The sequence below is a fragment of the Elusimicrobiota bacterium genome (genome assembly GCA_026388155.1).
Classification (GTDB): domain Bacteria; phylum Elusimicrobiota; class Elusimicrobia; order Elusimicrobiales; family UBA9959; genus UBA9634.
Genome location: JAPLKI010000022.1, coordinates 241,685 through 268,037 on the forward strand (window position 1 = coordinate 241,685; position 26,353 = coordinate 268,037).

Sequence of the window (26,353 nt, forward strand, 5' to 3'; positions counted from 1 at the left end):
TTGAGCGGTAGTGTTATGTCCCTAACCGCGGAGCTATGGTTTTTTAAATGAAGACCTTTTCCAAAACGGTTTTTACAGCGATCACGGCGCGTTCAGCCGCGCGTGGTTTATTCTTTGCCACCGCAGCCGCTTTTTCGATGCTCCTTCCCTCCGCGCTCATCGCCCAGAGTGCAGTTCCTTCCTCCGCGCCGCTTAACCCTAAGTTCGTGGCTTATATGGCCGCCTCGTCCGGCAAGCAGCAGCGGGTGAAAGCAGTTTCAGGTTCCAGTCATACATTGGGTTTACTTCCTGCGCCGTTCGACTTTTCGTACATGAAAGGCCGGCACCCCGCGCTCAAGGGGGGGGCTCATGTGCCCAAGTTGGGATACGATTCCACCTATGACCTAAGGAGTCTCGGTAAAGTCTCCTCTGTTAAGGACCAGGGCGGCTGCGGTTCATGCTGGGCTTTTGCAACCATGGCGTCTCTTGAATCCCGCCTGCTTCCGGGTGAATCGCGGGATTTCTCCGAAAATAACCTTAAAAACACGTCCGGCTTCGATTACGCCCCCTGCGACGGAGGGGAGTATGCAATGGCAACGGCATACCTGGCCAGGTGGAGCGGTCCTTGGAACGAAACGGCCGATCCATACGTTATTACGGAAAATAAACAGGCCCCCATATACCCTTCCCCCAACACCCAGAAGCATCTGCAGGAGGCCCTCTTTCTTCCGGACAGGTCCGGCCCTGCCGATAACGACAATATAAAATACGCATTGACCGCTTACGGAGCGGTGTTTACCTCGATCTATATGAATGAGGATGACCCCAACTACTCCGACTACTATGATCCCGCCAACAAGTCCTATTATTACAACGGCGCCGCCGACACCGACCATTCCGTTACCATAGTCGGCTGGGACGATAATTTTGACAAGAACAAGTTTAAAACTGTGCCGGCCGGCAACGGCGCCTTTATTGTCAAGAACTCCTGGGGCGCCGGCTGGGGCGACAGCGGCTATTTTTATATATCGTATTACGACGCGGGCCTGAAGCAGAATACCGCTTTCTCGGTGGCCGAGTCCACCGGCAACTATAACAGGACTTACCAGTATGACCCGCTGGGCCAGACTTCAGCCACAGGCTACGGCACCAATACGGCCTGGTTTTCAAATGTGTTTACCGCGGCTGAAAATAACACCCAGGTGACCGCCGTAGGTTTTTATACCCTGGCTGTGGATTCAGCCTATGACATATACGTTTACCGCGGCGTCACAGCCGGCAACCCGCGCTCCGGCACTCTGATCTCCAGCCAGCCAGGAGGGTCGCAGCCCTATGCCGGCTATCATACTGTTCCTCTTGCCACCACAGTGGCGCTGACCAGCGGCCAAAAATTTTCAGTAGTAATAAAGATGACCACCCCCGGCTATAATTTCCCTATCCCTATGGAATTACCCATAACCTCCCCCAGCCCGTCCTATTCCAGCGGCGCGACGGCCCATGCGGGAGAAAGTTATATCAGTGAGTTAGGCAGCGTATGGACGGATCTTATTACGCCAAATCCCAACGCCAACGTCAATATAAAGGCTTTCACTTCCGACACCACGCCCCCGTCCAACATAACCACCGTCAACGACGGTTTATCCACCGACATTACTTATGTTAACTCCCTCAGCCAACTGTCGGCCAACTGGACGGCGTCCGTGGACGCCGAAAGCGGGATACGGCGCTACTTGTACGCCATCGGCAACACGCTCGGAGGGAACGACGTTCTAGATTGGACTGACAACGGCAACAATACTTCCGTGACACAAACAGGGCTTATCCTTACCAACGGGCAAATATACTACTTCAAGGTAAAAGCGGAGAACTGGGCAGGGATGTCCTCCGCTGTCACTAATTCCAACGGGCAGACTACAGATAACACCGCTCCTTCAACCCCGGCGTTCATAAACGACGGCACGGGGGCTGACATAGCCTGGACAGGCTTCCCATCGCAGTTGTCCGCGAACTGGGCCGCCAGTTCCGACGCGCAGAGCGGCATAGCTAAATATTGGTACGCAATAGGCCACTCGCCTGGCGCGGCTGACGTATTGGGTTGGACTGACAACGGCAACAAAACTTATGTCACGAAGACGGGTCTGCCCTTGGTGGACGGGTATCCATATTATTTTACGGTAAAAGCGGAGAACGGAGAGGGCCTGCAGTCCGACGCGGTGAATTCCGACGGCCAGACGGTGGATGAGACCGCCCCGTCAAACCCCGGAGCGGTCAATGACGGCATGGGGGCGGATATAACATATGCGAATTCAAACACTCAATTATCGGCCAACTGGATAGCCGCGACAGACGCGCAGAGCGGGATAGGCAGATATTGGTACGCAATAGGCACCACCGCGGGGGGCACGAATGTAGTTAATTGGACCGACAACGGCATTCATACTTCTACTACAGCGGCCGGTCTGACCCTGGCTAACGGGCAGATATACTATTTCACGATCAAGGCGGAAAACGGGGCGGGCCTGCCGTCCGGCGCGGTGAGTTCCAACGGCCAGAAGGTGGACACCACTTTCCCTTCCGCCCCCGGCGCGGTCATTGACGGCACTGGAGTTGGTGATATAACCTATGTGAATTCAAGCACGCAGCTGTCCGCCCACTGGACAGGCGCTGCGGACGCAGAGAGCGGTATAGCCAGATATTGGTACGCGATAGGCACCACCGCGGGGGGCACGGATACCCTGGATTGGACCGACAATGGCTCCAACATTTCTGTTTCAACGGCGGGGTTGAGTCTGACGAACGGGGTGACCTATTACTTTACCGTTAAAGCCGAGAACGGCTCGGGACTGCAATCCACTCCGGTAAACTCCAACGGCCAGACCGTGGATATTACGGCGCCTTCCAGCCCCGCGCCCGTAAACGACGGCACGGGGGACGATATCTCCGAAACCGGCATCCCGAATCAGTTGTCCGCAAATTGGGCCGCCAGTTCCGACGCGGAGAGCGGCATAGTCAGATATTGGTACGCGATAGGCACCACTGCGGGGGTCACGGATACCTTGGATTGGACCGACAATGGAACCAGCACTTCTGTTACTAAGACCGGCCTGAGCGGCCTGGTCAACGGCGTAATATATTACTTCACGGTCAAGGCGGAGAACGGCGCGGGGCTGCAGACTACGCCGGTAAACTCCAACGGCCAGCTAATGAACGTAGATGTCACGCCGCCAACCAATCCGGCCCAGGTCAGGGACGGCGCCGGAGCCGATATTGACTGGTCCGGCTCTCTGACCCGGCTGTCGGCCAACTGGGATCCCAGTTCCGATCCACAGACTGGTATAGCCAAATACTGGTACGCGATAGGCACCACTGCGGGGGGCACGGATGTAGTGGCTTGGACCGACAACGGCACTAATACCTCTACTACAACTACCGGCCTGAGCCTGAGCAACGGGCAGATATATTATTTCACGGTCAAGGCGGTGAACGGCGCGGGGCTGTGGTCCGGCGTGGTGAATTCCAACGGCCAGACGGTAGATATTACCGCCCCGTCGCTTCCCGGCGCGGTCAATGACGGCACGGGGGCGGATATAACCTATGCGAACTCAAACACGCAGCTGTCCGCCAACTGGACAGGCGCGACAGATGATCAGAGCGGAATAGCCAGATATTGGTACGCGATAGGCACCACCGCGGGGGGAACGGAGGTGACAGACTGGATAGATAACGGTCCCAACATTTCTGTTACAAGGTCCGGGCTGAACCTGACCAACGGGCATATATATTACTTCACGGTAAAAGCGGAAAATGGGGCGGGGCTGCCTTCCAGCGCGGTGAATTCCAACGGCCAGAAGGTGGACACGACCGCCCCGTCAAACCCCGGCGCGGTCAATGACGGAGCGGGGGCGGACATAACTTATACGAATTCCATCACGCAGCTGTCCGCCAACTGGACAGCCGCGACAGACGCGGAGAGCGGAATAGCCATGTACTGGTACGCGATAGGCACCGCTCCGGGAGGCGCGGATGTTTTGTGGTGGACGGACAACGGCGCCGGTATGTCCGTCACAGAGAACGGGCTGGACCTGACTACCGGTGTAACCTATTACTTTACTGTTTATGCCGAGAACGGCGCTGGGTTGCCGGGCTTAGCCGCCAATTCCGACGGCGTAACTGTTGACACTACTCCGCCTTCCAATATCTGGGCCGTAAATGACGGCACGGGAACCGATATAGCCGAAACCGGTATCCCGACCCAGTTGTCGGCCAACTGGACCGCCGGTATCGACACGCAGAGCGGGATAGCCATGTACAGGTACGCGATAGGTACCACTACGGGGAGCACCGACGTGACAGGCGGCTGGAGGAATAACGGCACTATTACTTCTACTACAACAACCGGTCTGACCCTGACAGACGGCGTGACCTACTACTTCACGGTCAAGGCGGTGAACGGCGTCGGGCTGGAGTCCTCCTCCACCACCTCCAACGGCCAGTGGCTGAACACGGATGTCACGCCGCCCTCCAATGTGGCCCAGGTAAGGGACGGTACAGGAGCCGACACCGCCTGGTCCGGCTTTTCGGATCAACTGTCGGCCAACTGGGACCCAGGTTTCGACGCGGAGAGCGGCATAGCCGAATACTGGTACGCTATAGGCACCACTGCGGGAGACACGGATACCCTGGTGTGGACCGATAACGGCAACAGCACCTCCGTTACAAGTACATCCTTGATCCTGACTTTCGGGCAGAAATACTACTTCACGGTAAAAGCGAAGAACGGCGCCGGGCTCTGGTCCGGCGTAACGAATTCCGACGGCCAGACGGTGGACACGACCGCCCCGTCAACCCCCGGCGCGGTCAATGACGGCACGGGGGGGGATATAACTTATACGACTTCCACCACGCAATTGTCGGCCAACTGGACCGCCGCGACAGACGCGGAGAGCGATATAGCCAGATATTGGTACGCGATAAGCACCACCGTCGGCGGCACTAATGTGGTGAACTGGACTGACAACGGCACTAACACTTCTACTACAACTACGGGGCTGAGCCTGGCGAACGGCGTGACCTATTACTTTACTATTAAGGCTGAGAACGGCGCCGGGTTGCAGTCCGGCGCGGCAAATTCCAACGGCCAGACGGTGGACACGACCGCCCCGTCAAACCCCGGCGCGGTAAATGACGGTGCGGGAGCGGATATAACTTATGTGAATTCCACCACGCAACTGTCGGCCAACTGGACAGCCGCGGCAGACGTTCAGAGCGGGATAGCCAGATATTGGTACGCGATAGGCACCACCACTGTGGGGAGCACGGATTTTCTGGGGTGGACTGACAACGGCGCCAACACTTCCACTACAACTACGGGGCTGAACCTGGTGAACGGCGCGACCTATTACTTTACCGTTAAAGCCGAGAACGGCGCGGGGCTGCAGTCCGATGTATCCAACTCAAACGGCCAGACGGTGGATACGACCGCCCCGTCAAACCCCGGAGCGGTCAATGACGGTACGGGGCAAGATATAAATTATGTTAACTCCCTCAGCCAGCTGTCCGCCAACTGGATAGCCGCTGCCGACGCTCAGAGCGGGATAGCCAGATATTGGTATGCGATAAGCTCCACCACCGCGGGGGGCACGGATTTTGTGGGGTGGACGGACAACGGCGCCAACATATCTGTTTCAACGGCGGGGCTCAGCCTGACGGACGGAGTGACCTATTACTTTACCGTTAAAGCCGAGAATGGCGTAGGCCTGCAATCCGGTGTTTCCAACTCGAACGGCCAGGTGGTGACTTTGGATTTCACTCCGCCGACAAACGTGGCCCAGGTCAGGGACGGCACCGGAGCCGACGCCGCCTGGTCCAACTCGCTTACCCAGTTGTCGGCCAATTGGGACTCGAGCTCCGCTCCGCAGAGCGGCATAGCCGGCTACTGGTACGCTATCGGCACCACGGTGGGCGGGACTAACGTGGCGGGCTGGACTGATAACGGCAACAACACTTCCGTTACCAGGACCGGGCTGTACCTGACGAACGGCGCTACCTATTATTTCGGGGTTAAGGCGGAAAACCTGGTGGGCGTTTACTCCGATGTTACCTGGTCCAACGGGCAAATATTAGATACAAGTTCCCCCGCGGATATCACTTATGTTTACGACGGCACGGGCTCCGACATAGATTATATTTCTTCTTTGAACACGCTGTCAGCCCATTGGGGGGCTTCCGCCCATCCCAGCGGTATTAACCGTTATGAAGTCGCTATCGGCACATTCACGGGAGGCCTGAACGTGAAGGATTGGACCGCCAACGGGGTGGCGCTCAGCACCACTGTCGCCGGTCTTGCTTTGACCGAGAGCACAACTTATTATTTTTCAGTGAAAGCGTACAGTAACAGCGGCTCTTCTTCCGCCGTGAAAGTATCCGACGGCCAGATGGTGGATATTACAAGCCCCACGGCTACGGTGATAATTACCTCCGTCCAGCCTGCCACACTCGGCGTTTTCAGCGCGAAGCTGATAATTACCGAAGCCAACGGCCTGGCCGGCGCGCCCGCGCTTAAAATCGCTCCCGGCTGCGGCGCGGCTTATAACACGAATGTCTCCTATCTGGCCTATTCCACCTGGACGGTTTCCTCTTTCATAGAAACTTATTTTTCCACCGGCGCCGCCTGCTTTGTGCTTTCCGCCGCCGATCTGGCCGGAAATATCGGCACGGTGATAACATCAGGCGGAAGTTTCAATATTGACACTGCCATTTCCGGCGCGGCCGGCGGCACGGTGGCGAACAGCGATGGCTGCGGCGTGAGCGTACCGGCCGGGGATGTCAGCGGAAACTTTTTTGTAACTATCTCAACCGTGGCATCCTCTCTGACCGACCCGGCTGACGCCTTAAGTCCCGGTTCGGTAAAGCTGCACGTAAATGATCTTGTAAGGGATTTCTCCGCCAAAAGCGAGCTTGACGCGCAAATACATAATTTCCCCGCGCCCCCTACGATAACTATGGCTTATCCGGATGCCGACGCGGACGGCATGGTAGACGGCGACAATGTCCGTGAGGACCTGACCTGGATTTATTGGCTGGACGAAGTATCGGGCAGCTGGGTGCCGCTGCCGGGAGTCAGTCACGATTATAGCGCCAACACCTTATCGGCGGATGTCAACCATTTCTCGGTCTATTCAATAAGGGTAAAGTCAGTTTCCGGGCTTACGTTCTCGAACCTGAGGGTTTATCCGAATCCCTGCGACTTCAATAAAACCCCTTACCGCTTAACCATAGCCGGCATTCCGCAGGATGAAACAGCCCCCGCAGTTTACATCTACAACTCGGCAGGCGAGCTGGTGCGCGTTTTAAAACCCGGCGACGGCATCGATCCGATTAATGAGGCCTTGTGGGACGGAAGGCTTAAAGGGGGGGGGAAGGCCGCGAGCGGGCTTTATATTTACCTGGTAAAGACTAAAAAATACGGTAAGGGAAGCGGAAAATTTTTTGTGCGCTGGTAAGAAGGGAAAGGCTGAAGGCTTAAGACTGAAGGCTGAAGGATTAGGAATGAAACCGGAAAAATAATTTTTGTTTTTGTTTCATCCTTCAGCCTTCAGCCTTGCGGGCTAATATGGTCAAGATAATCTTAGCGTGTATTATAGCTTTAAGTCCGGTTCGCGCTTTTGCCGCCGGCACTACCGCTATGCCTTTTTTGAAAATAGACTCGGGCGCCAGGGCCGCGGCACTTGGCGGGGCTTACTCCGCGGCGGGCGACGACGCCGCCAGCGTTTTTTACAATCCGGCGGGCGCCGCGCTCGCGGACAGGAAAGAACTTGAATTTTCGCATAACGAGTGGCTTCAGGGGCTGCGAAACGAAAACCTGGCTTATGTTCAGCCGTTCGGCAAAAACCATACGGTTTTTGGCGGCGCGAACGTGTTGTTAAGCGGCGTTATGGATAAGTACGACGCTTTAGGGGTTAATACCGGCTCTTTCAACTCCCTGGAAGGAGTTGTTAGCTTCGGGCTTTCGACTGCTCTTGGCGGGAACTGGTACGGCGCTTCCGCCTTGAAAGTGTTTTACCAGAAAGCCGATAAAGACAGCGCCTCCGCCTTTGCGGTGGACTCGGGGCTGCTGAAAATTTCAGGGAATTTGCGCTTTGGCGCGTCGGTCTCCAACCTGGGCACTAAACTGAAGCTCGGTTCCACCGCCTTTGGTCTGCCGCTTATTATACGGGCAGGCGCGGCAAAGCGTCTGAATGAACAGTTCTTGCTTTCGGCGGATATGGTGAAAGCTGGCGAAAGTCAGACCGCGTTCTGCGCGGGCGCTGAGGGCAAGTTTGTGATCAAGGAAAACGAGGCGCTTTTTGCCAGGGCGGGGTATAAGAGCGGCAGGAGTCAGTCCGCCGGCGCCGGTTTTACGGCCGGCATCGGCATAAAAAACAACGATTTGCGGCTGGATTACGCCTTTTCCCCTTACGGCGACCTGGGCGACTCCCACAGGCTAACGCTTTCTTTCCGTTTTGGCGTGGAGCGGAAGGACATTCCGGCTCCAAAAAAGTATCCGCGCGGTTACACACCTCCCTCCCGCAAGCCGTCGGCCGCGCCCGCTAAACAGCCCGCCGCGCCCGCCGCTGATGTAAAGGGCAAAAAGCCGGTTGAAAAGAAAAAAGAAAAAGAGGAAGAGGAAATCCCGCTTATGTGGTAGTAGTCAAAGAGTCGTGGCGTCTAAGAGTCTTGGAGTCAAGGAGTGTTGCGTCCGTATAGCAGGTTTTTCCACAGGCTCTACGACACTCAGCCCTAAGCCTTCAGCCTGAGCGCTGTTTCCCATTCTACAACTTTCACCTTCAGTGAAAATGCTTCAGCCCGCTTTCTGCATGAGGCGCTGTAATTTTCAAGCCGCTGATCGTCGCCAAGCAGGTCCGCCGTGTTTTTTGCCCAGAGCTTTTCCAAGCCGCTTATAACCGGCGTAGAATCCGGCGCGGCAGCCTTAAATGGCGGCATCAAAAATCCGAAAGCGGTTTCTTCCGGCGCCGCGGCCTCCGTTTGAAAATCCGTTTCAGGGGCCAGTATTTCCCTGGGTCCCGAGCGGCAGTCCGAGGAGATCACCGGCAGGCCGCAGGCCAGGGCTTCAAGCACGGCGTTTGGAAGTCCCTCCCAGAGAGAGGGGAAGGCAAATATTTTGGCTTTTGAGAGAAATTTATACGGGTTTCGTTGAAAGCCCAAAAAAAACACATCCCCGGCATCCGGCGACAGCGCGGCGCCGCCCGGAAAATATGCTTTAAGTCCCAGCGCCGCGCATAAGCCGAGCAGTCTTTCTTTAAGTTCTCCCTCTCCCAAAAAAACCAGCGCGGCGCCGGGATTTGTTTTTTTAAGTTCGGCGAATATCCTGAGCAAATGCCAATGGCCCTTGGCGGCGGTCAGGCGGCCGCTGGTAATTATAACCGGTCTTTTAAAAATGGCGGCATGAAGACTTTCAAGCGGTTCGGCGGCTTTCAGCGCTATTGCCTGGGTGTCGCAGGAATTGTATATAACCTTTATTTTTTCGCAGGAAAAATCGAAATTATCGGCCAGGTCCCTCGCATTGCCTTTTGAATTTGAAATTACCAGATCCGCCAGCGGGTAGAGTTTCTTTATAAGCGGCTTCATAAGCGTTCCGCGAAGGCCCGAAAATTCCCTGGAGGGCTGGGTTACTTCGCAGATAACGGCGCGATGCCCGCTTTTCCGCGCGGACAGTATGTTGACGAAATTTGAGCGTTCCATGAACGAGAGCACGGTGTCGCCGGGCGCGGTTATGGCGGCCAGGCGCGAGGCATAGAGCGGGGATAAAATGGTTTTGAGGGCGCCGGGCAACGACGCGCCATGGCGGAAAAGACTTGAAAACGGCGGCGAATCAGGGCGGGGGGAACATTCCCGGTCAAGCAACAGGAAGGCTTCCGGCTTCATGGCTTTAGCAAGAAGCGCCGCCTGAATTTCAGCGCCGCCGCCAAAAAGGGAATTAACCAGGATTTTTAGAGCCATGGGGTCTTAATCAGAATTCAGAAGTCAGAATACAGAATACAGAAGACAGAAGTTGTAGCCCATTCTGGATACTGACTCCTGGCTACCGGAGTAGTTACTTATTCTTTCTCATACGGCACGCCATCGGCCGACGGGGAGGCTGAACTGGTGAAAGTGCCGGCCAGCACTATTATGGTCAGCAGGTAGGGTATCATCTGTATGAACTGCACGGGAATATTCAGGCCCATGGTCTGCAGCTGTATCTGCGACGCTTCCGCAAACCCGAAGAACAGCGCGGCCAGAGTGGCAAGCAGCGGGTTCCATTTGCCGAAGATCATGGCGGTAAGCGCGATATAGCCGCGCCCCCCGCTCATGCCGTCGGTGAACTGGTGCTGGTCGTAGGCCAGCCATACTCCTCCGAGCGCGGCTAAAGCCCCGGATATTAGCACGGCCGCGTAACGGGTCAGAAAAACATTAATTCCCAGAGTGTCGGCGCATTCCGGGTTTTCGCCCACGGCCCGCAGCCTGAGGCCAAAAGTGGTCTTGTAAACAAAAATATAAGCCGCGGCGACAAGAAATATGGAAAGCAGAATAAGCGGATTTGAAAGCAGGTCCCCGAACAGCGGGATATTTGAGATCAGCGGGATATCCCATTTGGAGAAGGCGCTTATCCTGCCGGAGTTCGAGGAGGAGTGAAAAAAGAATTTAAGAAAAAATTTTGTGGCGCCCACCGCGAGTATGTTTATTGCGAGCCCCGATATTATCTGGTTCGCCCGGAATTTTATCGAAACCACGGCGTGTATCCACGCGGCCGCGATACCACCGGCGACTCCCGCGGCGATCCCCACCCAGGGGTTGCCAGAATAATAATTCCCAAGCACCGAACAGAAGGCGCCGGTAAGAATAATGCCCTCCAGCCCGATGTTCACCACTCCGCCCAGTTCCGAGATGGTGGCGCCCAGCGCCGCCAGCACGTAGGGCACGGAAATACGCACCGTCTGGGTCAGAAGCGATAAAGTGAATATCCGGGTCAGGGAGTCCATAGCTATTTTTTGTCCGCGTCCGTAACCGAATAAAATTTCCTTACCGCAAGATTGGACGAGATCACGAATATTATCACCAGCGCCTGCAGTATCTGGATTATGTCTTTCGGCACCAGGGCGTTTATTACAAGCGTGCCGTGCGACAGGGCGCCGAAAAGGAAAGCCGCAAGTATTATTCCGACAGGATGGTTCTGCCCCACCAGCGCCACGGCTATTCCCATGAAGCCCGCCCCCTGGGAAAATCCTTCCTCGAAATAGTGCTTGTAGCCCATTATAAAGTTCATCGAGGCAAGCCCGCTTAAGCCGCCTGATAAAAGGAAAGTGACAAGCAGGTTCTTCTTTACGTTTATGCCGGCGGTCTCGGCCGCGAAGGGGGACAAGCCCACGGCCCTGGTTTCATAACCGTAAGGCGTTTTCCAAAGCGCCCACCATACGCAGGCCGAAAGCGCCAGGGCTATGAAGAATGCCATGTTCGCGGGGGAACCCCTGAAGGCTCCCAGGAAAGAATCCATGCGCGCAAGGCCGGCCGCCGGGGCTATAAGCTGCGTGTGCACGGTTTCCGGCAGGTGGAAGTAATAGGTGATAAAATAATTGGTAAGAGCGAGCGCTATAAAATTCATCATTATAGTGGTTATCACTTCATGCGCGCCGGTTTTAACCCGCAGGATGGCGGGAACGGCCGCCCAGGCGAGCCCGCCCGCAAATGCCGCCGCCGCGCAAATAACTATGTGCAAAACGGGGGGGAGACCGTGAAACGAAAATCCGGCGTAGGCGCAAAGAAAGCCGCCCACTATCATCTGTCCCTCGGCGCCTATGTTGAAAATGCCGGCCTTGAAGCCGAGGGCAATGGCCAGCCCCGTCATAATAAGAGGAGTGGCCTTGAAAATGGTCTGGGCGATGCCGTACGGGGTTAACAGCACACCCTCAAAGAGTTTCCAATAAACTTCTATCGGGTTCACTTTTATAAGCAGCATCAGCACCGCGCCCACGACGAAAGCGGCCAGTATAGAGAGCAATACAGCCCCTATCTGGATGAGAAAGAGCTTTAAATGTTTATTAGCCATAAATAGATGCAAGCGAATAGCGAATAGCAAGACAGCGAATAGTGGTAGCCGGAAAAACTTTACTATTGGTTTCTTCCCTATTTACTATTTGCTGCTTAAGTCTTCAGCCCTGTTTCAGCCCCGCTCATCATAAGCAGGCCCAGCCGCTCTTCAGTGGCCTCTCCGGCATTAAACGTGCCCGCGATACGGCCGCGGTAAATCACGCCGATGCGGTCGGACAAAGACATTATCTCCGAGAGTTCGGCGGAAAGTAAAAGCACTGCGCAGCCGGCGTCCCTGGCCTCGATTATTTTTTTGTGGATAAATTCTATGGCGCCCACATCGACTCCCCGGGTGGGCTGTGAGGCGATAAGGAGTTTCGGCCCCCTCGAAAATTCACGGGCGACCACTATTTTCTGCTGGTTGCCGCCGCTCAGGCTCCGCGCCGGCAGTTCGGAGCGCGGAGGCTGGATGTTGAAGGCTTTTGTCATTTTAAGCGCAAAATCATTTATGGCGGCGAAATTAATAAGCCCCGGACGGGAAAATATTTTTTCTCTGTGACGGCCCAATACCAGGTTGTCGGCCACGCTGTAGTCAAGCACAAGGCCGCGTTTATGGCGGTCCTCCGGAATATGCGCTACGCCCTTGTCAAAGAGCATGCGCGGGTTGGCTTTGGACAGATCTATCAATTCCCCGTTGAGTTCCATTGCTCCGGCCTGGGGTTTTTTCAGGCCGGTTATGATTTCAATAAGTTCGCTTTGGCCGTTGCCTTCCACGCCGGCTATGCCGAAAATCTCGCCTTGTTTTATGGTGAGTTCAAAACCGTCAAGGGCGTAGTGGCCTTTTGGGGATCTGGCTTTCAGGCCTGAAAGCTCCAATACCGCCGCCCTCTTTTCTATTTCTCCGGCGGGAAGCGGCGTCTTTCCCACCTCAAAGACCACGGGCCGCCCCACCATCAGTTGGGCGAGCTGGCTTTCGCCGGTGCCGGCGGTTTTTACCGAACCAACCGTGCGGCCCTGGCGCATTACTGTCACCGAGTCGGAAATTGAGATGACCTCTTTCAGTTTGTGGGTGATAAGGACGATGGTCTTGCCTTCGGCACGCAGACTCTTCAGTATCTCAAAAAGCCCGGCGGTTTCCTGTGGAGTAAGCACGGCTGTGGGTTCGTCCAAAATAAGTATATCGGCTTTCCGGTAAAGGATCTTGAGAATCTCCAGACGCTGCTGCTCCCCCACTGAGAGGTCAGCCACCCTGGCTTTGGGATCCAGCGCCAGATTGAATTTTTTTATGAGCCGCCCGGTTTCCGCTTCGGCGTAACCTGAGTCAAGAAAAATTCCGGCTTTTACGATTTCGTCCCCAAGAACCACATTTTCCGCCACGGTAAGGGTTTTTACCAGCATGAAATGCTGGTGCACCATGCCTATGCGCGCGGCTATGGCGCCCGCCGGGGAGTCAAAGCGGACTTGTTTTGAGCGCAGCAGCATTTCACCGCCGTCAGGGCGGTACATGCCGTAAAGAAGCTTCATCAGGGTGGTTTTGCCGGCGCCGTTCTCGCCCACCAGGGCGTGGATTTCGCCTTTTTTTACGGCGAGCGTCGCGTCCCGGTTGGCGTAAACGCCGCCGAACTTTTTAGCCATCCCGCGGAGTTCTATCTCAAATGTTTCTTCGGTCATTGACTGGGCCTTACTTATTCGGAACTTTGATTTTTCCGGCTATGATGAGCTTTTTGAGTTCTTCGGTTTTTCTGATTATTTCCGGCGTGATAAGATCTTTGTTGTGTTCGTCATAAACATAGCTCACGCCGTCGTCGGCCAGACCGAACTCCCTGAGGCCGCCCTGGAATTTACCCTCCAGAAAATCCTTTATGGTCTTGTAAACGGAAATATCCACTTTTTTGACCATGGAGGTAAGGATGCGGCCGGGAGCTTCAAAATACTGGTCCGAGTCGACGCCTATGGCGTAAATTTTCTTTTCCCGGGCGGCTTCAAAAACGCCCAGGCCGGTTGAGCCTGAAGCATGAAATATCACATCGGCGCCCTGGCCTATCTGCGAGAAAGCGAGCTCCTTGCCTTTGGAGGGGTTCTTGAACGCTTCGCCGGTGACGCCCGCATAGCCTATCAGCACCTTGCATTTCGGATTCACTTGCAGAGCGCCCGCGCGGTAGCCGGCTTCGAATTTGTGGATAAGAGGTATATCCATTCCGCCAACGAAGCCTATCACGTTCGTTTTGGTGGTAAGGGCGGCTATCGCTCCAACTAAAAAACTGCCCTCCTCTTCCCGGAATTTTATGGCCAGAACATTGCCGGGTATCTGTTTTGAAGGGTCAAGCGCGTAGTCTATGCAGGCGAATTTTTTATTCGGGAAATCCGCGGCCACCGTGTTGATATCGTCCGTGAAAAGAAATCCCGTGCCGAAAATAAGGCCGTGCCGGCCGGAGGCCAGCTGCCGGAGGGCCGATTCCTTGTCCGCGCCCTCGCCCGGTTCTATATAATCCACCTGCACCGCCAGATCTTTCTGCGCTCTTTCAATGCCCGCGTAGGCGGAGTCGTTGAAAGATTTATCGCCCCTGCCGCCCACGTCAAAAACCAGCCCCACCGCGGGTTTTGACGTGTCCTCTTTCTTCCCGGGCGAGCAGGCGGCCAAAGAACAAAGCGAAACAATAAGTGCGGCTGATTTAAGGCGGAAACTCATTAAAAGAAAGTTTAGATAATTTGGATTTTAATTACAACCATTAAGGATTGCGGAATCGTCGGCATAAATAAATGTTATATCCCTGCATTAAAGCGGATTATAGGGGCATCATGAGGGTTGCGGAGTTCCTGTTTTTGGTATCAAGCGGCTCAGCCTTGCTATTTCGGCCAGCTTTCCCCTATATACTAAACTAAAAAATCATTTTTTAACGCGACACCGCAGGCGGCGGAAAATCACGTAAAAATTTTAAAAAAACACCTCGCTTTTGGTATTATAGATAAAATGGACGATAGGGGAGCGTTTTTTAAAAATTTTTTAGGAAGTCAGTGTGGCAGAGGTGGGGGGGAAAACCAACTATAACAGGCCTTATGTTTCCTACAAATTAATATGAAAAATAAAAAAGTTACAGTTTACGCTCTCAGCACCTGCGGCTGGTGTCGCAAGACCGTGGGGTGGCTGAAAGAAAACGGCATTAAAGCGGAAATTATATATACCGACACGATAGAGGACGAGGCCGAAAAAGAAAAAGTCGTGGCCCAGGCCAAAAAACACAACCCCAGCCTTTCTTTCCCTACCGTGGTCATCAACGACGGGGAATGCGTGGTAGTCGGCTTTGAGCCTGAGAAAATACAAGAGGCGCTTAATAAATGAACAACGATCTTGATCAGAAGGGTGAAGAACTCCGCCAGCGTCTTGCTCAAGAGGCCAGGGCTACCGGTTATAACCTTAACCCCGATCTTGACATGACTTCCACTATCTGCGCCGGGCTTGCGAAAAATGAGGGCCGCTACGGTTATATGTCCTGCCCCTGCCGTCTGGCTTCGGGTAAAAGGGAGGAAGACAAAGACATTATCTGCCCCTGTGATTACCGCGACTCCGACCTGGCCGAATACGGTTCCTGCTACTGCGCGCTTTATGTAAGCGGCGAGATCGTTTCCGGCAAAAAAAAGGCCGCCCCCGTGCCGGAGCGGCGTCCGCCCGCAGAGCGGAGGCTCAAAGCGGCTCACGATATACAACCTTTGCCAACTGTGAAATCCGGCGCGGGGGGGGCGATAAAAGTCTGGCGCTGCAAAGTGTGCGGTTATCTTTGCGCCAAAGAAACTCCGCCGGCCAAATGCCCCATTTGCAAGGCGGACAAAGACAGATTTGAAGAATTTGCGTTGTGAGTATAAAGGCTAAGGGTTTAAAATAATTTCTGTTTCGGCGTGTTTTTTGACTCATCCTTAGAAAATATTCAAGACAATTTACAGGATAACACAAAGGCGGTACAATAAATCATGCCGCCTGATTGTCTTATTATTGAGGTGTGAATGGAAGCGGGGCGCAATAATGATGTCCTGGGGGATGACTCAAAGCGGCCGGCGGATTTCCTCCTGCGCGCGTATAAAGAACATAAAGAGGGGTTATTCGCTTATATCGTGTCTTTTGTGGGCGACCATGCGGCGGCGGAGGATATTTTACACGAGATCTTTGCAAAATTACTCAAGGAGCCGGAGGCATATTCCGGACGCGGCGGAATTTCCGGCTTTCTGTATGTCTGTGCCCGTAATAATGCCTTTAATTGGCTGAAACGTCAAAATAAACAAGTGCAGTACTCTGAGGAGCTTGACGGTCTGATTGATTTTTCCGGCAAAGAACCCGGCAATAGCACTGAGCTGAAGGAATTAAAAAAACTGGTTAACCGTGCGCTGTTCGACATACCCGTAAAACAACGGGAAATAATAATGTTGAAAATTTACAAAGATATGAAATTCAGGGAGATCGCGGAAATAACCGGAGATCCGATTAATACGGTGATAGCCAGGTATCAGTACGGACTGCGGAAGCTTCAGGAATTATTGCGGGAATATCAAAATGGATCCTGAAAACATTGAAACCTGTTTGCGCTTGTTTACAACAGTAAAACCATCCGCCGCTTTGGATGATAAGATCGCGCGGTTGTACCCCGCTCCGCGCGCCCCTATGCGGGCTTCTTCTTCCGGTGCGGATTTGGTTTTGCAGATATTATGCGTATTATTAATAGCCGCGTGCCCGTTGTTCATCCCGGAAATCAAAGGATCTCCCTATGGATTATCCGGGCCGCTTATTATGGAATTCGCATCAGACCAGGTGAAACATGGAAGTGAAAAGCTGGAAGCTGTGGCAAACTATCTTAATTCACAGGAGAAATAAAATGAAACTCAATATACGTCCGATAGCCGCGTCTTTAGCCTGTATTGTCCTGTTGGCGGCCACCTGCCGGTATTTTGTGGCGCAACTCAGGATATATTTGGATCTATGGTCTTTAACCATGGTAGTCGGCGGTACTTCGCTGTTCCTTGTTATCAATTTTTCCATAAAAGAAATAATACAGGCTTTCAAATTCGTTATCATGCCAGCGTATGAGAGTTCGGAAGAGAAATACTTGCAAGCCGTCCACGTTTTTGATACAGGTTCAAGAGCCGCTTTGGCATTCGGCGCTATAGGGTTTCTGATGGGTATAATGGGGCTGCTAGCCGAGCTCCATAAGCCGGAATTTATAGGTCCGCTTACGGAAATAACATTGCTGAATGTTTTATATGCGTTAATTCTTTCGGAAGTATTCTTCAAAGGCCTGAAAATTCAGTGCGAGCGTGGAAATTTTCTTTAACCGGAAGCCGCATGGATAAGAAGTATTCATGGGATTAATATATCCCTCTTACTTTTCCTTTAACTTTTTCCAACTTTACAAAATACAGCCTTTCGCCCGTGGCGGGGTTTTTCCAACTTGAGGAATCATTTGAATTGTCCCGGTTATCGCCCAAAATAAAAAGAGAATCCGGGGGTACGCGAAGCGGGCCTAGATTATCGCCTTCAAGAGTTTCCCCTGCCCGCGTGTATTGCGTATAAATCTCAAGCTGCGGTTCTCCGTTCAGGTAAACCTTTTTTTCTCTTAATTCGACGGTGTCGCCTTCCACGGCTATAACCCTTTTTACGGAATCGTGGGTCTCGCCCACCGGAGACTCGAAACATATTAATTCCTGTCTGGCCGGTTTTCTGAACCTGTATGTGATCTTGTCGACAAAAAGATGACGCCCGACGTTTAAAGTGGGTTCCATGGAAGCGCTGGCTATGTAAACAGGCTCGGCCGCGTAATGCCGCGCCAATAGACCGCAAGCCAGCGTAATGAATATTATCAGTGAAACGCGCGCCTTGTTCATCCCACCACCCGCTTGCCCCGCTCTTTTGGATATATATATCGGAACCAAAAGGGCGGGGCTTGCCCGACTTTGGCGGGCCCATTCGGTTCCGAAGCAGGTGGCGGGGTCACTTTTTCCCCTTTTTTAAGGCAAATTTTACCGGCAGCGTCCCTTCAGCTTTAATGGTCCCGGTAAGCAGGCCGGCCGCTGCCTGCATGGACGGCTTTGTTATGCCGTAAACCGCTGCGGCACAACCGGCCTCGGGATAATTTTCCAGATCGTAGGGGTTCATCAGACTTAACAGCACGGCAGGTTTTCCCGCGGCAAGCAGTTTGTGTATCAAGGCCTGCTGTTTTTTGTTCTGGGCCTGCGCCCACTGGAAACTGCCTATAACAAGCGCGTCCGCTTCGTTGGCGGCCTCCAGAAGCCTGCCTTTATCTACGAGGCCGGGGCCTATATCAAAAAAATATTGCTTTGCCTGATAACCCTGTTCCAGCAAAGTCTTGTAAAGTTCAATGGAGTTTTCGGCGAAGCGCTGGGGCGCGAATATTATTATGGCGATTTTTTTGATTTTGTTAAGCGGCAGAAAACCGTTTTTGTCTGTTACAAGCGTGAGCGCTTTGCGTGATATCGTCCGTGAAATATCAAGGTAGGCTTTATCGAACGGCGATGACGCTTCGGCGGCGGAAAATAAGCCGGCTTCTTTTTTTACGGCATAAACCCGGTAATAAGCGTCGTTTAAGCGGGTTTCGTTTATCCGCCCCGAACGTACCTGAGCGGCTATTTCACTGACGGCGGAGTTAAAATTCCCTTTGCCTATAAGAAGAAGGTCGGCCCCCGCCCTAAGGGCGTCGGCGGCGGCTTTTGCCGTACTTTCGCGCGAAGTTATAGCCTTCATATCCAGGCTGTCGGTTATCACAAGCCCTTCAAAGCCCAGCTGTTTTTTCAGCAGGTCCATTATGATACGCCTTGAGAGGGTGGCCGGATTTTTTGCGTCAAGGGCGGGGTAAAGCGCGTGAGCCGTCATTATGGCCGGCGTCCTAAGCTCAACGGCTTTTTTAAAAGGCGGCAGGTGCTTCTCGTCAAGCTCCGGCAGCGCGGCTTGAATTACCGGCATGGTCTTGTGTGAATCCTGTTTTGCCGCGCCATGCCCTGGAAAATGTTTGCCCACAGCGATGATGCCGGCTGCTTTAAAACCATTTAACACGGCCCCGCCAATGCGGGAAACAAGCTCCGGATCGGAGCCTATGGAGCGTATCCCTATTATGGGATTCAAGGCTTCCGTATTCACATCCAGCACCGGGCCGAAAGCCATGTTTACGCCCGCGCGCTTCAGTTCCTTGCCTGCCAGGTAGAAAAGCGAGGCGGTATCGCTTTCGTTGGCGGCCGCGCCAAGCATCATGCCCGTGGGCAGTTCAAGCAGCCCGAGCGTGGTGGGGGAATAAACGCTGCCGCCCTCATAGTCAACGGCGATGAAAAGCGGGGTTGTAAGGCGGGCAGCAAGGGCTCTCCGCTGCAGTTCATCCGCGATGCGGCGGGTATCTTCAAGCGAGTAAGAACCCCATTGCAGCTGCACTCCGCCAAGCCCCGCCGCTACGGCGCCGGTGGCCAAGGCTATTTCCGACGCGTCTATGGAAATTATCAGCAACTGGGCCGCTTTCTCTTCAATGGAGGGCTGATCCTGAGCCTGGAGGTTATAGGGCAGAATGACGGCTGGCAGCGAAAACAGAAAAATGCAAAATGCAAAATGTAAAGCGCAAATTGGGGAACGCGGAAAAAAGCGCATGGTTATAGGAGAGCGAATAGCGAACAGTAAACAGCGAATAGTTCGTTTAAAATATAAAGTTTGAAAAATACAACCTGCCTCCCGCTGTCACTATTCGCCATTTACTATTTGCTGGTCAATTTATTTAAATGTGAACCCGCGCTTTGTGGCCTGTTTCCTTATAGAGTCTATAACCGCTTTGTCCAGGGTATTGGGGCCGGAAGCGTGTTTTGCTTCCTCAGCCGCCAGATATTTTTTTCTTTCTTCCTGCAGGCGGGTTATGTCGCTTTTTATTTTTTTCCGCTCCGCCAGTTTTGTGTCAATATATTTCCCCAATTCCTCTTTTTTCATTTTTTGAAGTTCAGGAGGGAGCTGGTCCGCTTTTATTTCGTCCTTGCGAACGGCTCCGCTTTCCACGGCCGAGACCACATCCCACGAGGATTCCTGCCTGGCGGCGCCGGGGGCCGCGGCTTTAAAGGCCGCGCGTTCCGACATCACTGACGCGCCCGCGGCGGCCATATTTGAATCAACTTCTTTTTTGCGCTTCATGGATGCTTCGCCTTCCGCGCCGTAAGTTACATAGGTCTGGTTAAGCAATACGCTGAGTTCATTTATTGTATTGTCCTGGGGGGCGCTTACCGTATAAACCACGGCTGATTGGTCGATATTTGAGTAGTCGCCGTCGGCCGCCTGCGCGCCCGCAAGCCATTGGGTCGCTATGCCTGCCTGCCTTGAACCGCAGAAAATAGTGTTGACAAAAATTCCTTTTGCTTTGGCCTCGGCCGCGGCCGCGGCGAAGTCCACCGGCCCCTGGGTAAACGGCTCGTTGCCGGCGATGAAAATCGTCTTGTAAACATCGTTTTTGGAACTCCAGGAGAGTTTTTCCACCGCGTCTTTCAAAACCCAGCCGCAGTACTCGTCGCCGCCGTTGGTCTTAAGAGCGAACAATTCCTGGGAGACTTGGTCCAGGTCTTTGGTAAAAGGCGATACCTGGCGGATGTAGCCGGACTCGCGCGAAAGGCCCGAATTGCCGTATTCGTAGAGGGCCACTTCAATGGCCGGCCCGGAGCCGTTTTTTTCCGAGGAGATCAGCTCGTTAACTATTTTCCAAAGCTGGGTGCGGGCCTGGTTTATCAGGCCGTCCATGGAATTCGAGGTGTCTAAAAGCACCGCCACCTGCACCAGCGGCTTTTTTGAAAAATCGCCGCCGGTCCCGTGCGCGGTTGTCCCGCCCTGTTCTTTCCAGGTTTTTTTCACCGTCGCGGCGGCGGCGGAAAGTATTTTACCGCTTTCGGTTTCCACTATGCGCGCGTTTATTTCGGTTTCTACTTCGCTCAGATCATTCAAAGTGCCAGTTACCACCGCGTCCGCTCCCAGGATCCGGCCTATTTTTTTTACGCTTTCCTCGCTAATGGCGCCGGAGACCTCTAAACTAAGTTCTCCCATCACCTTTTTAAGCAGATTCCGCTCTATGAGCGTTATTTTTTTGTTTTGGGCCAGCGCCGTGGTCAGCCTTTCCTGGATTATAACCGGTCCTTTGGAAGCCTTGGCGTCGGTATACTGGAATTCCAATACGGCCACCTTTATGCCGGTTTTGTCTTTCAGTCCGTCCTGAAGTTTATCCGAAAGTTTATCAAGCTCCGCCGCCCGAAGGTCTCCCAAGCCGGCAGCAAGCAAAGCTGTTAAAAAAACGCCCGCGAATAATCTGGTCTTGAGCATGGGTTGCCCCTCCGTATCTCCGGTAAAAGACTTATGTCATGTAAGAATACTAAAACCGCCATGGAAAGTCAAAAAAGAGGCGGTTGAATACGGCCGGCAAAATTTGTATCTTAAATGGTAGTCGAACATGAGGAGCGCGACAGCCGCAGATAAAGCCGCGTCCTCGTTGTCGCGTGATTACCGTTTCTGGAGATCCAGCATGAAACTCACAAATAGTCTGATTTTGTTTTGCGGCGTTCTTGCCGGTTGTTTTTTCTGTTCCTGCGGATCCAAAAACGAGCCGGTTGTCTCCCAAAGCATGTTTTTAATGAGCGTGCCCGTCCAGATCAAGGTGTACAGTCCGGACGCGAACTCCGGTCGAGCTCTGGTGAGGGAAATTTTTAAAGAATGGGAAAGGATAGCCGCGGAATACAACTTTAACGAACCGTATAGTTCCACTTCGTTCGTGAATAAGAAGGCTTACGGGGAATGGGTAAAAGTAGACGGGGAGTTTTTGCGCCTGCTTGAGCTTTCGTTTGATTATGCAAAAATGACCGGCGGGGCTTTTGACATAACCTTTGCGCCCTTGTGGCCCATATGGAAAGAGGCCGCTTCTTCCCAAAAAATGCCTTCTAAAACAGATATTTCCGCCGCGCTTGAAAATATCGGTTCGCAATACGTGCAGGTCGATCCGGAACGCAAAATGGTGCGTTTCTCAAAGCCCGTGCAGATCAACATGGGGGGGATCCTCCGGGGCTACTGTCTGGAAAAAGCTTATGAAATAATAAAGAGAAGCGGCGGCGGCGCGCCGGTTGAGGTCAAACTGGGCGGTTATATGCTGACCAGCGGCGCGCGCGCCTGGCAATACCCGGTGCCCGACCCGTTCCATGAAACCAAAACGCTGGGGAAACTGGTTTTTGAGGAAGGCGTGGTGATGTCTTCGTCCGGGCGGGATCATTTTGTGCAAATTGAGGGCAAACTCTACTCCCACATTCTGGACCTGAAAACAGGCTATCCCATAGAGAATTTCTCGAACCTCATCGTTTATTACCCTTCGCTTGAAGGCGGAAATTACATACCTTCCGCGGTGCTGGCGGTAATGGGCAAAGAAAAGGCTTTCGGTCTGCTTTCGAAAATAAAGGGAACGGCCGCCGTCTGGATCGACGGCTCGGGGAAAGTTTCCGTTTTTTCAAATTCCGGGAGCAAGGCGCGGTGGGAAAAAAACAAAGGCTTTTTTAGTCTGGCGTCATGAACGCTAAACGCGCGGCCGCCGGCCTGGCGCTGATCGCGCTGTGCGCGGTTTTCCAGTTCTTCACCATCAGGGACGGCCATCCTTGGATGGACGACGCGTTCATGTACATCATGCACGCCGATAATCTGGTTTCCGGCCGCCCCTACGCGGACACCTGCTACGTCTATAATCCCGAGAATCCCTATGTCGGCCCCCGGGCCTATCCTCCAGGCTATCCCGCCGTCCTGACCGTTCCTTTAAAACTTGGCGGCGGCCTGAAGGCCATGAAGGCAGGGAACGTGTTTTTCCTGTCGGGATTGCTTGCCTGCCTGCTCTTCTTTTTTACTTCCCCGGCGGGGGACTTCAGACTTCTGGGCCTGCTTGCGCTCTTCGGGCTGAATCCGGTCCTGTGGGACTATAAAGACCTTGTATATTCGGACATCCTTTTTTGTTGCCTGCTTTACCTGTCCCTCCTGCTGCACCGTCTCTCCTATTCCAGGCCGGGGCTTGCCATGCATGCCCTGGCCGGCTTTTGCGCCTATCTCGCCTACGCCGTGCGGCCGCTGGGAGCCCTGCTGCCGGCGGCACTGGTCCTTGAGGACCTTCTGGCGGGAAAGGCGGACCGGCGGCGGCAGGCCGTACTCTGTGCCTGTTTTCTTGCGCCGGCGGCGGCGCAGGCCTTTTTCTTCGACCTGTCTTCTTACGCGGATCAGTTAGCCAGTCCAATAAGGTCCGCCCTTCTGCCTTCGGCCGTAAAGGTCCTGAAAGAATTTTTATTTTCTCTAAAGGGTTTCTGGGCTCTGGGTCCGGAAACCAGTCTGCCCGCCGCGCTGGCGGCCCTGGCTTTGGCGTTTTTGACTCTTTTCGGCTTCGCGGCTGGACTTGTGCGGCGGGTCCGTGAAAGTAAACTTGAGGCCATGGATTTTTTTGCCGCGTTCTATCTGCTCACCGTGGCGGGCTTTGGTATGTACGATGGGGTAAGATATATCTTCCCGCTGATGCCTTACCTCGTTTGGAAGGCATTTGAGGGGTTTGAAATATTTGGCGGGGCGGTCATGGGGCGGCGTGCGGCAGCGGCTTTTCTGGCGGCGGCTTTTGCGCTTTACGGATGGAGTTTCGCTATAAAGGCTGAATACGGCCCCATGAACGGCGGACCGTACGGGCGGCCGGCCCAGGAAATGTTCGGTTTTCTCAAGGGCGCTTCTTCCGCCGCCGACACGATCATCTTCGTAAAGCCCCGAAGCATGTGTTTCTTTACCGGCCGAAAAAGCTCAATCTATCCACCTTATGGGAATGACGCGCATTTCACGGCGTATTTCCGGGAGGCGGGAGCCTCCTACCTTGTGGTGAGCCGTGTTTTCGGGCAGGATGCACTTTACCTTTATGGTTTCGCGGAGCGAAACAGGGCTTCGTTGGAAAAAGTCTATGATAACCCTGATTTCAAGGTTTTCCGGCTGAGAAAATAAGGTTAACCCGAATCCTGCAATTGAAGTGGTTTCCGAATAGTGAAATCGGGTGAATAAAAAAATGCGGGATTCCCCGCAGCAGCGGGTCGGGAATTTTCAGCGCTATACGCGAAAATTCCCGAGGGCGTATCCGTCGCGAAGCGACCCCTGAGCACTGCGAAGGGGAATTCTTTAACCGAAGAATTCGGGCTAGGGAATCTCTTCAAACTCGCCCTTATTCTTGTTTTTGCGAACATTGTGCCAGTTGAAATACCTGCCGTTCATGGCGATATAAACGCCCGGGGGGAGCGTTTGCGCGAAAGAGAGCGCTGAGCCTAAATTGAACATTCCGTCGGAAGAACCGAACTTGTAGGGAACCATGGCGCCGGTGAGGACGACGGTCTTGTCCTTGATGCCTGGCCCAAGGACCTTTGCGGTTTGGGGCATAGTATCGGTGCCGTGGGTTATTACTATGCGTTTTTCCCGGGAGGCAAGACACTCTTTCAGTATTCTTTTTCTGTCGGCGGCCGTCATGAAAAGGCTGTCTATCATCATGAGCGTTTTTACTTTCACCGGCACTCGCGCGCGGCCGAGTTTCAGCATTTCGTAAAGATGCGTCCGGCGAAAGAAAAGTTCGCCGTTGAGTTCGTTGTATTCTTTGTCAAAAGTCCCGCCGGTGATAAGTAATTTAATGGTCATAATTGGACGAACAGAGGATAGCGGATAGGGGCGAGAGATTAGTGATAAGGAATTCCTTCCCCAGCCGCTATCCGCTTTACGCTAACCCCTATTTTCTCCCGTCTTTCAGGAACGCCAGATAACCTTTATAGGCCATGTAAATATCCAGCTTTCCCGCAAGCTCCATGGGCGCGTGCATGGACAGTAATCCCACGCCGCAGTCAACCACCTGCATACCGTAGCGGGCCATCAGCCAGGCTATGGTGCCGCCGCCGCCCTGGTCAACCTTTCCCAGTTCGCCGGTCTGCCAGATCACTCTGGCCTTCGCGAAAATACGCCGAATCTCGGCCAAAAACTCGGCGTTGGCGTCGGAAGAGCCGGACTTGCCGCGCGCGCCGGTATATTTTGTCAGGCAAAGCCCGTGATTCATAATTGCCGTGTTTTTCTTTTCCGAAACCGCCGGGAACAGCGGGTCAAAAAGGGAGTTTACATCGGCGGAAAGCATCCACGAACGCTCAAGCGCGCGTTTCAGGGAAAGCTCACTGTAAGTATCGGAGGTAAGATTTAAAAGCTCCGCGGCGGTGTTCTCGAAAAAATTCGAGGCCATGCCGGTTGCGCCCACAGAACCTATTTCCTCCTTGTCGCAAAGCAGCACGCATGAGGTGTATTCCGGCGCGCCTTTAAGGTCAATCAGGGCTTTCAGGCCCGCGTATGCGCAAACGCGGTCGTCCTGGCCGTAGCCGAGGACCATGGAACGGTCAAGGCCCGCCTCGCGGGGTCTGGCCGCCGGCACCAGTTCAAGCTCCGCGGAAAGGAAATCCTCTTCCGTAATGCCGTATTTTTCGTTCAGCAGCCTGAGCGCGTTGCTTTTTATCTTTTCTTTCAGCCCCCTGCCCTCAGCCGGAATTGAGCCGACTATGGCGTCGAGGCACTCGCCATCTATGCCTTCAGCCAGCGTTTTTTTCATCTGGTCCTGCGCCAGATGCGGCAAAAGATCGGTTATGCATAACACGGGCTCGGAGGGGTCCTCTCCCACGCTCACTTTTATTTTTTTGCCGTCCGGCTTTATAAACACGCCGTGAAGCGCCAGCGGTATGGTAACCCACTGGTATTTTTTTATGCCGCCGTAATAGTGGGTGTCTAAAAACGCCATATCGCCGCTTTCGTAGAGCGGGTTCTGCTTTATGTCTATGCGGGGGGAATCGGTATGGGCGCCCACAATGTGCATGCCCGCCTCAAGCGGTTTTTTTCCTATAATAACGGCCATCAGCGTTTTGCCGGAACAGGATTTGTACACCCTGTCGCCCGCCGTAAGCCGTATATTGTCTTTTTCAAATTTGCGCAGGTCCTTGAAACCGGCTGTTTCAAGCAGGGTAACAGCCTCGTCGTGGGCGTCCCTTTCCGTTTTCGCCCTGGCGATAAATTCAAGGTAAAGACGATTGTACTCCTCCAGGGTTTTCAGCTCCGCTTTAGGCAGTTTCTCGTAGCCGTTTTTGTTTGAATAGGCCAGCTCGGATTTTTTGGAATTTTTTTTCATTTTGTTCTCCTTCTTCAACGGGCGGCTAGTAGGCGTGTAGGCTAGTACGCCAGTATGCCAGTATGCTTACAACCCGATATTTCTGAGTGCTTACCCGCCTACAAGCA

General features: G+C 53.6%; 18 protein-coding genes. 8 read left to right on the plus strand and 10 right to left on the minus strand.

From position 1 onward, the window contains the following. The first annotated feature begins 47 nt into the window (after nt 1-47). Both NTX59_11210 and NTX59_11215 read left to right on the plus strand, forming a co-directional pair. Nucleotides 48-7,481: a lectin like domain-containing protein gene (locus NTX59_11210; protein ID MCX5786245.1), complete on the plus strand. Its 7,434-nt coding sequence runs from the start codon at nt 48-50 to the stop codon at nt 7,479-7,481. A gap of 182 nt (nt 7,482-7,663) precedes the next feature. Beyond that, the gene (locus NTX59_11215) at nt 7,664-8,665 is read left to right on the plus strand and encodes a PorV/PorQ family protein (GenBank protein ID MCX5786246.1); all 1,002 of its coding nucleotides are present in this window, start codon (nt 7,664-7,666) and stop codon (nt 8,663-8,665) included. Nucleotides 8,666-8,757: 92 nt separating this feature from the next. Here the strand turns inward: NTX59_11215 and NTX59_11220 are convergent, their stop codons facing one another. The 5 genes from NTX59_11220 to NTX59_11240 form a co-directional block, all read right to left on the minus strand. Next, nucleotides 8,758-9,978: a glycosyltransferase gene (locus NTX59_11220; GenBank protein MCX5786247.1), complete on the minus strand. Its 1,221-nt coding sequence runs from the start codon at nt 9,976-9,978 to the stop codon at nt 8,758-8,760. Between the two features lie 98 nt (nt 9,979-10,076). Then, a complete protein-coding gene (locus NTX59_11225) occupies nt 10,077-11,000 on the minus strand; it encodes an ABC transporter permease (GenBank protein MCX5786248.1) in 924 nt (307 codons plus the stop codon). A gap of 2 nt (nt 11,001-11,002) precedes the next feature. Then, nucleotides 11,003-12,064, minus strand: a complete 1,062-nt coding sequence (locus NTX59_11230) for an ABC transporter permease (protein MCX5786249.1) — start codon at nt 12,062-12,064, stop codon at nt 11,003-11,005. A 95-nt stretch (nt 12,065-12,159) separates the two neighbouring features. Further along, entirely contained in the window at nt 12,160-13,716 is a 1,557-nt protein-coding gene (locus NTX59_11235; GenBank protein MCX5786250.1) for an ABC transporter ATP-binding protein, read from the minus strand. 10 nt (nt 13,717-13,726) lie between these two features. Then, entirely contained in the window at nt 13,727-14,734 is a 1,008-nt protein-coding gene (locus tag NTX59_11240) for a BMP family ABC transporter substrate-binding protein (GenBank protein MCX5786251.1), read from the minus strand. A 387-nt stretch (nt 14,735-15,121) separates the two neighbouring features. Here NTX59_11240 and NTX59_11245 point away from each other — a divergent pair, with 387 nt between their 5' ends. From NTX59_11245 to NTX59_11260, 4 genes are all read left to right on the plus strand, one after another. Beyond that, the gene (locus tag NTX59_11245) at nt 15,122-15,385 is read left to right on the plus strand and encodes a glutaredoxin family protein (GenBank protein ID MCX5786252.1); all 264 of its coding nucleotides are present in this window, start codon (nt 15,122-15,124) and stop codon (nt 15,383-15,385) included. Further along, a complete protein-coding gene (locus tag NTX59_11250; GenBank protein ID MCX5786253.1) occupies nt 15,382-15,900 on the plus strand; it encodes a ferredoxin:glutaredoxin reductase in 519 nt (172 codons plus the stop codon). The genes NTX59_11245 and NTX59_11250 overlap by 4 nt, the downstream gene beginning before the upstream one ends. Before the next feature lie 144 nt (nt 15,901-16,044). Beyond that, the gene (locus NTX59_11255) at nt 16,045-16,599 is read left to right on the plus strand and encodes a sigma-70 family RNA polymerase sigma factor (GenBank protein ID MCX5786254.1); all 555 of its coding nucleotides are present in this window, start codon (nt 16,045-16,047) and stop codon (nt 16,597-16,599) included. Nucleotides 16,600-16,907: 308 nt separating this feature from the next. Continuing rightward, a complete protein-coding gene (locus NTX59_11260; protein MCX5786255.1) occupies nt 16,908-17,363 on the plus strand; it encodes a hypothetical protein in 456 nt (151 codons plus the stop codon). 34 nt (nt 17,364-17,397) lie between these two features. Here the strand turns inward: NTX59_11260 and lepB are convergent, their stop codons facing one another. From lepB to NTX59_11275, 3 genes are all read right to left on the minus strand, one after another. Then, nucleotides 17,398-17,913: a signal peptidase I gene (gene lepB / locus NTX59_11265; protein MCX5786256.1), complete on the minus strand. Its 516-nt coding sequence runs from the start codon at nt 17,911-17,913 to the stop codon at nt 17,398-17,400. Between the two features lie 106 nt (nt 17,914-18,019). Next, nucleotides 18,020-19,678, minus strand: coding sequence for a hypothetical protein (locus NTX59_11270; protein ID MCX5786257.1), 1,659 nt, complete (start codon nt 19,676-19,678; stop codon nt 18,020-18,022). Between the two features lie 120 nt (nt 19,679-19,798). Next, on the minus strand, nt 19,799-21,376 hold the full coding sequence (locus tag NTX59_11275; GenBank protein MCX5786258.1) for a FlgO family outer membrane protein: 1,578 nt from the start codon (nt 21,374-21,376) through the stop codon (nt 19,799-19,801). 199 nt (nt 21,377-21,575) lie between these two features. Here NTX59_11275 and NTX59_11280 point away from each other — a divergent pair, with 199 nt between their 5' ends. After that, nucleotides 21,576-22,607 carry an FAD:protein FMN transferase gene (locus NTX59_11280; GenBank protein ID MCX5786259.1) on the plus strand — a complete coding sequence of 344 codons (1,032 nt, stop codon included), beginning with the start codon at nt 21,576-21,578 and terminating at the stop codon, nt 22,605-22,607. Then, nucleotides 22,604-24,052, plus strand: a complete 1,449-nt coding sequence (locus NTX59_11285) for a hypothetical protein (protein ID MCX5786260.1) — start codon at nt 22,604-22,606, stop codon at nt 24,050-24,052. Before NTX59_11280 ends, NTX59_11285 begins: the two co-directional genes overlap by 4 nt. Before the next feature lie 189 nt (nt 24,053-24,241). Here the strand turns inward: NTX59_11285 and NTX59_11290 are convergent, their stop codons facing one another. Both NTX59_11290 and NTX59_11295 read right to left on the minus strand, forming a co-directional pair. Then, nucleotides 24,242-24,730 (minus strand): asparaginase domain-containing protein, encoded by a 489-nt coding sequence (locus tag NTX59_11290; protein ID MCX5786261.1) that lies wholly within the window; start codon nt 24,728-24,730, stop codon nt 24,242-24,244. Nucleotides 24,731-24,818: 88 nt separating this feature from the next. Continuing rightward, complete coding sequence (locus NTX59_11295) at nt 24,819-26,246, minus strand: aminopeptidase (protein MCX5786262.1); 1,428 nt, start codon at nt 26,244-26,246, stop codon at nt 24,819-24,821. Between the last annotated feature and the right edge of the window lie 107 nt (nt 26,247-26,353).

Bases quoted from the DNA above. Each gene is read 5' to 3' on its own strand.
- NTX59_11290 (MCX5786261.1), bottom strand. From the start codon at position 24,730: ATGACCATTAAATTACTTATCACCGGCGGGACTTTTGACAAAGAATAC.
- NTX59_11215 (MCX5786246.1), top strand. From the start codon at position 7,664: ATGCCTTTTTTGAAAATAGACTCGGGCGCCAGGGCCGCGGCACTTGGC.
- NTX59_11270 (MCX5786257.1), bottom strand. From the start codon at position 19,678: ATGCGCTTTTTTCCGCGTTCCCCAATTTGCGCTTTACATTTTGCATTT.
- NTX59_11250 (MCX5786253.1), top strand. From the start codon at position 15,382: ATGAACAACGATCTTGATCAGAAGGGTGAAGAACTCCGCCAGCGTCTT.
- NTX59_11295 (MCX5786262.1), bottom strand. From the start codon at position 26,246: ATGAAAAAAAATTCCAAAAAATCCGAGCTGGCCTATTCAAACAAAAAC.
- NTX59_11230 (MCX5786249.1), bottom strand. From the start codon at position 12,064: ATGGCTAATAAACATTTAAAGCTCTTTCTCATCCAGATAGGGGCTGTA.
- NTX59_11255 (MCX5786254.1), top strand. From the start codon at position 16,045: ATGGAAGCGGGGCGCAATAATGATGTCCTGGGGGATGACTCAAAGCGG.
- NTX59_11260 (MCX5786255.1), top strand. From the start codon at position 16,908: ATGAAACTCAATATACGTCCGATAGCCGCGTCTTTAGCCTGTATTGTC.
- NTX59_11275 (MCX5786258.1), bottom strand. From the start codon at position 21,376: ATGCTCAAGACCAGATTATTCGCGGGCGTTTTTTTAACAGCTTTGCTT.
- NTX59_11245 (MCX5786252.1), top strand. From the start codon at position 15,122: ATGAAAAATAAAAAAGTTACAGTTTACGCTCTCAGCACCTGCGGCTGG.
- NTX59_11210 (MCX5786245.1), top strand. From the start codon at position 48: ATGAAGACCTTTTCCAAAACGGTTTTTACAGCGATCACGGCGCGTTCA.
- NTX59_11220 (MCX5786247.1), bottom strand. From the start codon at position 9,978: ATGGCTCTAAAAATCCTGGTTAATTCCCTTTTTGGCGGCGGCGCTGAA.
- NTX59_11285 (MCX5786260.1), top strand. From the start codon at position 22,604: ATGAACGCTAAACGCGCGGCCGCCGGCCTGGCGCTGATCGCGCTGTGC.
- lepB (MCX5786256.1), bottom strand. From the start codon at position 17,913: ATGAACAAGGCGCGCGTTTCACTGATAATATTCATTACGCTGGCTTGC.
- NTX59_11280 (MCX5786259.1), top strand. From the start codon at position 21,576: ATGAAACTCACAAATAGTCTGATTTTGTTTTGCGGCGTTCTTGCCGGT.
- NTX59_11225 (MCX5786248.1), bottom strand. From the start codon at position 11,000: ATGGACTCCCTGACCCGGATATTCACTTTATCGCTTCTGACCCAGACG.
- NTX59_11240 (MCX5786251.1), bottom strand. From the start codon at position 14,734: ATGAGTTTCCGCCTTAAATCAGCCGCACTTATTGTTTCGCTTTGTTCT.
- NTX59_11235 (MCX5786250.1), bottom strand. From the start codon at position 13,716: ATGACCGAAGAAACATTTGAGATAGAACTCCGCGGGATGGCTAAAAAG.